Source organism: Dietzia natronolimnaea, from assembly GCF_002289575.1.
GTDB lineage: Bacteria > Actinomycetota > Actinomycetes > Mycobacteriales > Mycobacteriaceae > Dietzia > Dietzia natronolimnaea_A.
Map to the genome: position 1 here is coordinate 1 of NZ_NTGA01000047.1, position 8,860 is coordinate 8,860.

4 protein-coding genes are annotated in these 8,860 nt (G+C 65.8%); 1 reads left to right on the top strand and 3 read right to left on the bottom strand.

Annotated features, from left to right (window positions below):
* Together istA and CEY15_RS17125 are read right to left on the bottom strand one after the other, a co-directional pair.
* Positions 1-1,046, bottom strand: a 1,046-nt coding sequence (gene istA / locus CEY15_RS17120; RefSeq protein ID WP_245847709.1) for an IS21 family transposase, incomplete at its 3' end; no start/stop codon positions are given.
* 533 nt (positions 1,047-1,579) lie between these two features.
* Positions 1,580-2,155 carry a ParA family protein gene (locus tag CEY15_RS17125; protein ID WP_007633959.1) on the bottom strand — a complete coding sequence of 192 codons (576 nt, stop codon included), beginning with the start codon at positions 2,153-2,155 and terminating at the stop codon, positions 1,580-1,582.
* Positions 2,156-3,555: 1,400 nt separating this feature from the next.
* Here CEY15_RS17125 and CEY15_RS17130 point away from each other — a divergent pair.
* A complete protein-coding gene (locus tag CEY15_RS17130) occupies positions 3,556-4,854 on the top strand; it encodes a hypothetical protein (RefSeq protein WP_141244308.1) in 1,299 nt (432 codons plus the stop codon).
* 28 nt (positions 4,855-4,882) lie between these two features.
* Here CEY15_RS17130 and mobF read toward each other — a convergent pair whose 3' ends face one another.
* Positions 4,883-8,422, bottom strand: coding sequence for a MobF family relaxase (gene mobF / locus CEY15_RS17135; RefSeq protein ID WP_043569151.1), 3,540 nt, complete (start codon positions 8,420-8,422; stop codon positions 4,883-4,885).
* Positions 8,423-8,860 lie beyond the last annotated feature (438 nt).

Below are 8,860 nucleotides of genomic sequence, written 5' to 3' on the forward strand. Positions count from 1 at the left end.
TTCACCGTGGCGATCTCCACGTGGTAATCCCTGTTGACCTTGGACTTCTTCCAGATGACTGGCTGCCAGCGGGCCTCGGGAAGGTCGAACAGTTCCGACTGCTCGTGCTCGGTGAACAGCTCCCGGCGGCTGGTCTTCTGGCCGCGGAACGGGGTCCGGTCGTTGATCGCCTCCACCTCGGCGGCGATCGCGTCGTTCGCATCGTCCAGGCTCGCGAAGCGCCGATCGGCCAGGCGTCCAATCACCCAGTTCGTCACCACTTTCACTCCGGCCTCGACGTTCCCCTTGTCTGTCGGGCGCACCGGCCGAGTGGGCACGGCAGCGGTCTGGTGATACTCGAGGAAGTCCCGGTACTCACGGTTGACCTCGCGGGCCCGGTCACCGCGGGCGATCTGGTTCGACGCCGTCGAGGCGTTGTCCGGGACGATCACCTGCGCCGCGCCGCCGAAGTACTCGAACGCCCGCAAGTGCGCGTCGAGCCAGTTCGGCATCTTCTCGTCCAGACAGCCGCAGGCGAAGACCATCCCCGAGTACGGAAGCGACGCCACGAACACCGACACTGTGGTCTTGGTGCCGGTGACGGGATCGAAGATGGCCATCTTCGTGCCCGCCCAGTCGACTTGCATCGTGTGCCCGGGCACGTGCGTGATCCGCATCGTCAGCTCGTTGACCTCGACGTACTCGCCGATGATCTGGCAGAACCGCTGGTAGCTGTAGTGCCGCTGCCCCGGCGTGCCGTCAGTGTCGAGGTAGTTGGCCCACAGCACCCGCAGCGGCAGCTTCTTCTTGCCCGTGCGCTTCTTCACGGCAGCCGCCACGTCGAAGGCGACGAACTCCTTCGACGGCGTCTTGCGCCCATCGGCGAACAAGACGTCGATCTCCTCGACGCTGAGCGCCTCGACCTGGCTCGTGGCGGTCAACCCGTGCTCGTGGCAGACCTTCTTCGCCTTCGCGACCGTGCGATGCGAGCAACCCGCGATCGCCTCGATGTCCCGGTAGGACCTGTCCTGCAGCAGTAGCGACATCACCAATCGGTAATCAGTCACCCGTGCCTCCTGTTCGGATCCACGCGCAGCCTGGTTGCCACGCGTAGAACCGACACGAGCACACGAGGACCGGCACCGCTATCCGATGCTCATACTCGCGCTACCCGATCATCAGAACCCTGCTATCCGAAGCACGTCCCTAACAGGCTCGTCACGCGGCTAGGCGCCCGTGCTCGATGCTCGCACCGGACTTGCCTACCAGCCTGAGAATCACGACTTCTTCGGTGGCCGATACCGTCAGCGGTATATACCTCGATCCGTTTCTACCGACGACGGTTTTCACCTCTGGCGAAACTACTCAGGAAGTGCGTTTCGAATAGCTGCCTCGATAAACTCAGACACGGTCTCCCCTTGTTGGATGGCCGCGATCTTGGCTCTCCGGTACACCTCAACATCAAGCGCTAGAGATGTCTTCGTACGCCGAGGACCGGCCGGACGTGCGGCTTCAGAAGCAGAGAACGTTTCCGAGACCGGCCGGATGGGAGCTGCGGCCCGTGGTCGCAAACTACGGCTCACCGGTTCCGATTTGCCACTCATTTAGTCACCTCAACGATCTCGTCCATCAGGTCTCGATAGCCGAAGAAGCTTGTTGGACATGTGCCGAATGACTGGCGTATCGCCTGTCGCTTCCCAATCACATTCTCGAATACGAACACCCCTTCCGATTCAAGGGCCTCCTTTGTGAGCTCGAGCAGCTTAGTGCCGAGCTCAACGCTCGTGAGAAGGACGCCAGCTGGCTTATGTGCAGCAGCCTCCAACGTCGGCCAGACGCGCTGGAGGTCCAACCCAGACGGCGCAGTGGGGACCACGACAACATCAGCCGCATCGATCGCGGCCTGAATGATGTCAGCAGCACCCGGAGGCGTGTCGATCACTGTGATGTCGCTACTAGATGCGCGCGAAAGCGTGATCTTGTTCGCGGGCGAGACTTGAAACGGCAAAGGCGCACTCCCCTCCGTCGCAATCTCAGCCCAACTAGTGGCCGACCCCTGAGGGTCCGCGTCTAGCAACTCAGTCGACTTGCCCTGCGCGCTCGCGACCGTCGCTAGGTAGATGGCAGTGGTCGTCTTACCGACGCCACCCTTGGTGTTAACTACCGCAATCTTCAAAACCCGCTACACCTCAATCTTTCTATACCGCGATACCGCTGTACCTATTTTGGTCATCACCTTGATACCAAAACTGCAGCACAGGAGCGCGCCAGCCACGCCGGACATCCCGAAATACCTTTGGAAAGATAGCGGTACATCAGTAATCACCGTCAGACGGGTACTGGTGTTGCGGTGTGTACCGGTGTCGGTTTTGCGGTATATACCGCCGTGGATGTGCCGCAGCCGATGACCGCCTACAGAGCCGTAGGCGGCGCCAAAAACTCCACCTCACCTAGGCGTGTCGATAGGATTTGTGGCGCCAAGTGTGGGAGTTTTCCTCCCATGGCGACGAAGCAGCGGGGCCCCGGGCGACCGTCATTCGGCGAGCGCATGCGCGTGCCCGTCCGTATGGCCCCTGAGGTGTACGAGGCACTTCGGGTGGAAGCCAGGTCTAGAGGCGTCTCGATGTCTCAATACTTGTCTGACCTCGCCGCCATCAATCTTGGCCTGCCCGAGGCCGTAGTTCCACCTGCAGATGAGGAGGCAATTTCAGCGTGAAGCGGTGGCCGGCCCGCGCCCGGCCAACAGTTGAACACCCCGCAACCCTGAAATGACTGATCCCGGCCCACTGGCAGGTGGACCGGGATCGAAAGTCAAGAGTTCGAGTTACCGCTCAAACTCGGTGTTGCTCACCAATTAGGAGAGCTGTGCTTCCAGGCACCTCTCAGAGTAAGTCATACCCATCGGATGGTCCAGTCGATCTGATCGGCGTGTCTCGCTCTGACCGCGATAACCTCACAACCCGAGATTCCACCTGGTGGTGGGACTCTGTGGTGTGCGCGTGGAGTCCGCGCCCGTATGTGCGTGTCGACTCGCACAAGGCGCATACCTTCGCCGCCACCAGGCGTCTCACCGACGGCGCGCCGGGGGAGGGGACGCCTTTCGCCCTGCACTTGACCGATGAATCGGGCAAGTTTCGGCTCCTCGCGCTCGATTTTGACGCCCACCATGCCGGCTCAACGGCAGACAAAGACCTCGCAGCGTGCACAGCTGCCTTGACTGCCGCGGGCATCGAGCACCTGGTGTGCTCGTCAGGACCTGGTGGGGGATACCACGTATGGATCCGGCTGAGCACCGCCGTCTCCGCGCAGCGGCTGGCACCGATCCTCGACGCTTTCAGCGCCGCGTGGCCCTCGCTGGATCGGGGCCCGCTGGCTAACTCGCGCACGGGTTGTGTCCGCGCCCCGGGCTCGCCCCACCGCGCCGGCGGCACATCGATGCCCCTGACAGATCCGCATATCCGGCCGGTGTCCCTGCGGGCCTTGCGCACAGTTCTCACGCAGCTGACACAACCCCCTCAGAGCAAGGGCGCCTCCGCCGCCGGTGCTGGGATCGCCCCGGTTCCTGTGCACGTCGATGTGCAAGGCCATCCGTACCTGGCCGGGCCCAGACGCCCCCTGAACCCACAGATTCGTGCCCTTGCCCGCGCCCCGATCACCGACCGCACGGATGCCTCCGCGGTGGGGTGGTCGGTCCTGCTGGCCTGCGCCCACGCCCGGATGCAGTATCGCGACCTGCACGAGGCTGCCTTAACTGACCGTTGGCCCGGGTTGGAGTTCGTCCGCACCCACCGCACCAACGCAGGGGAGCGCACCCCCCGGTTAGACGCGACCGCCGAGTTGGCCCGCCAGTGGGCCAAAGCCGTCACCGCAGCCAGCTACACCCAGTCCAGCACTGCAGGACCCTCGCCCGCCCGCCGCGCTGCCGAGACCACTGTCGCCGACCTGCTCACCCGCATGGACTCCCAACCCCACCGGTGGTCCGGCAAGACCGGAGCCCAAGACCGCCTCGTGCTCCTGGCACTGGCAGCCCGCACCGTCGCAGCCGCGACAGCGGAGGTGCACCTGTCCGAGCGCGACTGGGCCCTGGCCGCAGGTCTGACCAGAGACACCGTCGCCGACCGGCTGAAAGCGCTTGTCCAGCAGGGGTGGGTCGCCCGCGTGCAGCGAGCAGCCGGCCCCTGGGCGGCAGTGTGGCAGATCGTAAGACCCGGGGGCGGGGAGCAAAGAAGTGGCGCAGTATTTACCCCGGAGATGCAGAGCCAGCTTGACGCTGAGCTCGAATGCGCCCGAGAGGACATCTGGCATGCCCGTGCTCTCGGGGTGTTGGGCATGCGTGTGTGGACGCACCTGTCCGCTGGCCGCCTATCGGTGCGTGAGCTGGCGACCAGGCTCGGGATCTGCCCGGCGACGGTGCGCAGCAAACTGCGCGCACTGCACTCTCTGGGTCTGTGCACCGCTGATGGCCGCGTGTACCGGGGTCGGTCGCGGTTAGCGCGAGCGGCCGTTGCTGCTGGTGTCGATGGTGCGCACGCCGATCGGGTGCGCCTGTACCGGCTGCATTCGGCGGTGTTCGTGTGGTGGTTCACCACCCGGCACCAGCCGCAGCGCTCCGACGCGTTGGGGGAGTGGGGCGAATTCCCCGACCCTGATGAGGCTGAGCAGATCCACCCGACCGACATTGCGCTGGCCTACGGCGCTACCTCGACCGGCCCGCCAGTGTCGGCCACCACCTGGGGCGCGGCGATGGCTGCCCAAGATCTTCATCGCGAGGCCGATCCCGACAGTTGGTGGGAGCTGGTCGCCGCAGCCCGCGCGGCACTGCCCGCCCCCGACATGCTGCTCGCCCCGCACCAGTGGGCTCGCACCGCAGCCTGACCACTGGCGCCAAACGAGCAGGGGCGAGTCACCACAGGTCGGGGGAGGAGTCGGGTGATGGCCCCCATGGCGAGCTCGTCGTGGGATGGGTGTCCGGGCCGGGTTCGTGTTCTGCGGCTCGGGATTCGAGGTAGGAGGCGACAAAGTCCTCGGCAGTGAAGGACGCTGCACGGGCTACCGCCGTGGCCACAGGGTCGGCGGTGAGGGCGCGGTGGGTCTCTGCAAGCCAGGTGGTCAGTTCGGTGTCGCATCCCGGGGCCGCGGGTGGGGGAGTGGGCAGGGTGTTGGTGTCGGTGGTCTCACCGGTCGCGTGGCGTATCCGGTGGGCGATGACGGTGCCTGGCTTGTTGGCAGTGTCGAGGGTGTCGGTGGCGTTGTCCCATTCCTCGCGGGGGTCGAGGCCTCGGATGGCTGCGTCGGTCCACGCGCCTTCCAGGGCCTGGTATTGGTCGGGGTCTGCCTCGAGCTGGTGGGCGTAGGCACGGGGGAGTGCGTCGATGTAGGCCGGGAGGGTGGCGGCGGTAAAATCGCGGGCGGCGAGGTCCACGCCGTGGCGGTAGAGCTGGGCGAGCCGTTCGTCGCTGGTGGCGGCCGCGTATTCCTGGCGCAGGGTTTCGGTGGCCGAGGCCTGGTGGGTGTCGCGGGCCAGCACCCCGGTGAGCACCTGCTCGGGTGTGGGGGCGTGGTGGTCGCCGGCGGAGTGCATGTGTGCGTCTTCGGCGCCCGTGTCGAGGGTGGGTTCGCATACGGCGTAGGCGTGGTTTTCTCGTCTGCCGCGGGTCATGGCGACATACAGGCCGGCACGGTCCACGCCAGCGTCGATGACGGCGTGGACGGTATCGACGGTGGCGCCCTGGGCGCGGTGGATGGTGGCGGCGTAGCCGAGGTGGATGCTCTTGTCGGCGTAGCTGGCGGGGATGAGCATGTCTTGGCCGGTGGAGGAGTCGCGTACTGCCAGTGAGCCATCATCGGTGATGCCGGTGACGGTGAATAGTTGGCCGTTGATGACCCGTCCGAGGTAGGTGCGGTTCTCGGTGTAGAGCGTGGAGTTGGTTCGGGCGATGACGGTGTCGCCGACACCAACGGTGTCGCCGCGAGCGACCCTGGTGGTGTGTGCGTCGTCGACGAGGCCGTGGGCGATCCGGTCGGCTCGGATGACCTCGTTGAGGGTGTCGACATCGGTGTTGGTCGAGGCGATGATCAGTGCCTGGCGGCCCGCCTTGGTGTCGGCGAGGAACGCCTCGGCGGCGTCGGTGAGCATCTGCTCGCGGTGCCCGCCGGTGATCCATCCGCGCTCGTTGTAGAGAGCCAGTGCGCCGGGATCGCCTTCGCGCAGGCCCAGGGTCGCGTCGGCTTGTTCGGTGTCTGAGCCCATGCGCATGACCTCGCGCAACTGAGGCGTGCCTGGGGTGCGGGTCAGGTCGGCGAACAGACCGCCGGTCTCGACTGCCGCGAGCTGTTTGGGGTCGCCGATCAGGCGGAGGATGGCCCCGGATTCGGCGGCGATTTCGGTCAGTGCTGCGAGGTTCTCGGTGCTGGCCATGCCGGCTTCGTCCACGAGAAGCATGTCCCCAGGTTTGATCGTGACCGGCAGTGCGTCGAGGGTCTTTCCGGGTAGGGTGGGGTGCTTGCCCATCCAGGTGAAGGTCAGTGAGTCGATGGTGTGACAGTCGGTGCCGATGTCGCCTGCGAGGACGGCCGCTGCTGCTGCGGAGGGTGCCAGACCGATGACCGATCGGCCGGTGTCGCGCCAGGTTCGGGCGACGACCTTCATGGATGCGGTCTTGCCGGTCCCAGCCGGTCCCACGCCTGCGGCGAGCAGTGTTCCGGCACCGATGAGATGCGCCGCGAGGGCAGTTTGTCCGGCGTTGAGGGACCATCCTTCGGCGTCCTCGTGCGTCTTCAGTGCGCGGTCGAGATCGGCGCGGGTAGCGATCACCGCGACCGGCGAGTGGGCCGCCTCCAGGGTGGCGGTCTCGGCGTCGAGGACTGCCTGGGTGGTGTATTTCTCGGCGTTTGCGTGCCGGTCAATGCCGGCCCCGTCCGGCCCGGTCAACGCACCCGGAAGGTCCAGACTCTCCGGCGGGGTCAGCTGCACCACGAGCTCTCCCATGGCGGTGGCCATGACCTGTTCGTGCGCCTGGTCCAGCGCCTCGGGGCCCTCGAATCGGTAGCCCTTGAGCACGGTGGAAACGGCGGTCTCGACGTGGGAACGGCGAAACTGCGCTCGCCGAGCTGTCACCGCGTCAACCGCCTGCTCGGCCACCTGTCGGGCGTGGACCTGGGCGTCGAACAGCTCCCGCGACAGCTGGCTCTGACCCTGCCCGGTGACCTCGCCAACCACGCTGTCCACTGCGTGCGTGCCGACGACTTTTTCGGCCATCTCCCGCCAGGTGGCGCGGTGTTCGGTCAGTGATTGGGCGGGCTTTCTGGCGTCGCGGGTGTCGAGGATGGCCTTCTGCCACAGGGCGTAGGACGCCCGCTGGGAAGGCTGCCGATTGTTCTTCTCAACGTACTCAGCCACCAGTCGGTCATAGACCGGCCTGGCCAGGGCCCGGCGGGAGGAGAAGGCGTCGATCAGGCGGCGGTCGATCCCAGCGATCTCCCATATGGGTGCCTTGTCCGGGTGCGGGTAGTTGGCCTGGAACTCCACGCCCATGCGACGGGTCAGAAGGTCGTGCAGGATCGCGTCATACCGAGCGGAAATGGCTTGGTGCATCTGATGGATCGCGCGAGAGTCCAGCGACAGCCACCGCCCGTCAGGGCCTTGGACCTTGTTGGCCACAAGGACGTGGGAGTGCAGGTCCGGGTCCCCGCACCGGGTATCAAAATGGGTGAACTCCGAGGCGATGATCCCGCCGGTTGTGACCTGCTTGATACCGCCGGTCCCGACGCGCGTGTAGATCGCGTTGTCCTCGGCCCATGCCAGTGCTTCGGCCACGGCTTCGTGATGCAGGGCGGCCACTTGGGAGGCAGTCTGCTCGTCGGCCAGCGCCCACAGGACGCTGACACTTTTCACCGGAGAGAACGTGAAATCGAACCCTGCAACCGCCTGGCGCACCTGGTCGCGCTCCCGGTTGACCCACGCGATGACGTCCTTGCCGGAGGCGTGCTCGTAGCCGAACTTCTCCGCGTAATACGGCCGTGCGGCGCCCTCGGCGATCTGGCCTCGTTCATCGGCGGTGGGGCGCCGCCCTTCGACAGCGAGGAACGTCTTTTCCGCGGCGGATATCGCTTCCAGAACGTCCACGCCGCCGGTGTAGATGGGGAAGGATCGGCCGAGCTTGCAGGCCGACAGGCTTTGGCCGTCGGCCATCATCTGATCGGTATCCGGATGCAGGCCTTCGCCGTACAGGGCCGCCATCTGCGCCTCGGTCACCGTCGACCCAGAGGCCACGGACTGGGAGTTCAGCCCCTGAAGTCCACTACCGATCCATCGTCCCGGCGGGGTCCCCTTAGCGGCGTAGTAGTCCGACAGGGCCATGCCTTGCGGGTCGGCGTCGTGAGTGGCGACCGAGCGCAGCAGGTACTGGTATCCAGTACCCGCATGGACCGCCCGCAGACTCATCACATACGCCAGCGTATGCGGCCCGTAACGGCCGCGTCTACGCGCCAGCACGCGCGCAGCGCTGACCAGCGGTTTTCCCTCCTTCACTGAGAGTGCCTACTGTGTGTGGCTGTTTAATCGAGCGGTAGCGGGTGCTCAGTCTGGCCACAACGGTGGCGGCTCTACGGGGGACGGAATGAGCGACGCGGTGGCCGATGGGGGAGTGGTTGCTGCTCGCGGGTGTCGTAGGAGTGCTCTAGGGTTTGGTCCATGGCTGCTACGAAGACTGATTCGCGTTCCCAGACCGCCCGGGCCCGTGCCCGCCAAGCCATGGCTGACGAGCTCGAGCGGGCGCGCAAGCGCGAGTCCAAGCTAGTGGCGGTGTTCTCCGCGATCGACGCCCGCGCCGACGCAGAGGCTGCCCTAGGTGTATTGACCACGCAGGTTGTGTCTCCGGTC

Coding starts and splice junctions, on each gene's coding strand:
- mobF (WP_043569151.1), bottom strand. CDS start 8,422: ATGAGTCTGCGGGCGGTCCATGCGGGTACTGGATACCAGTACCTGCTG.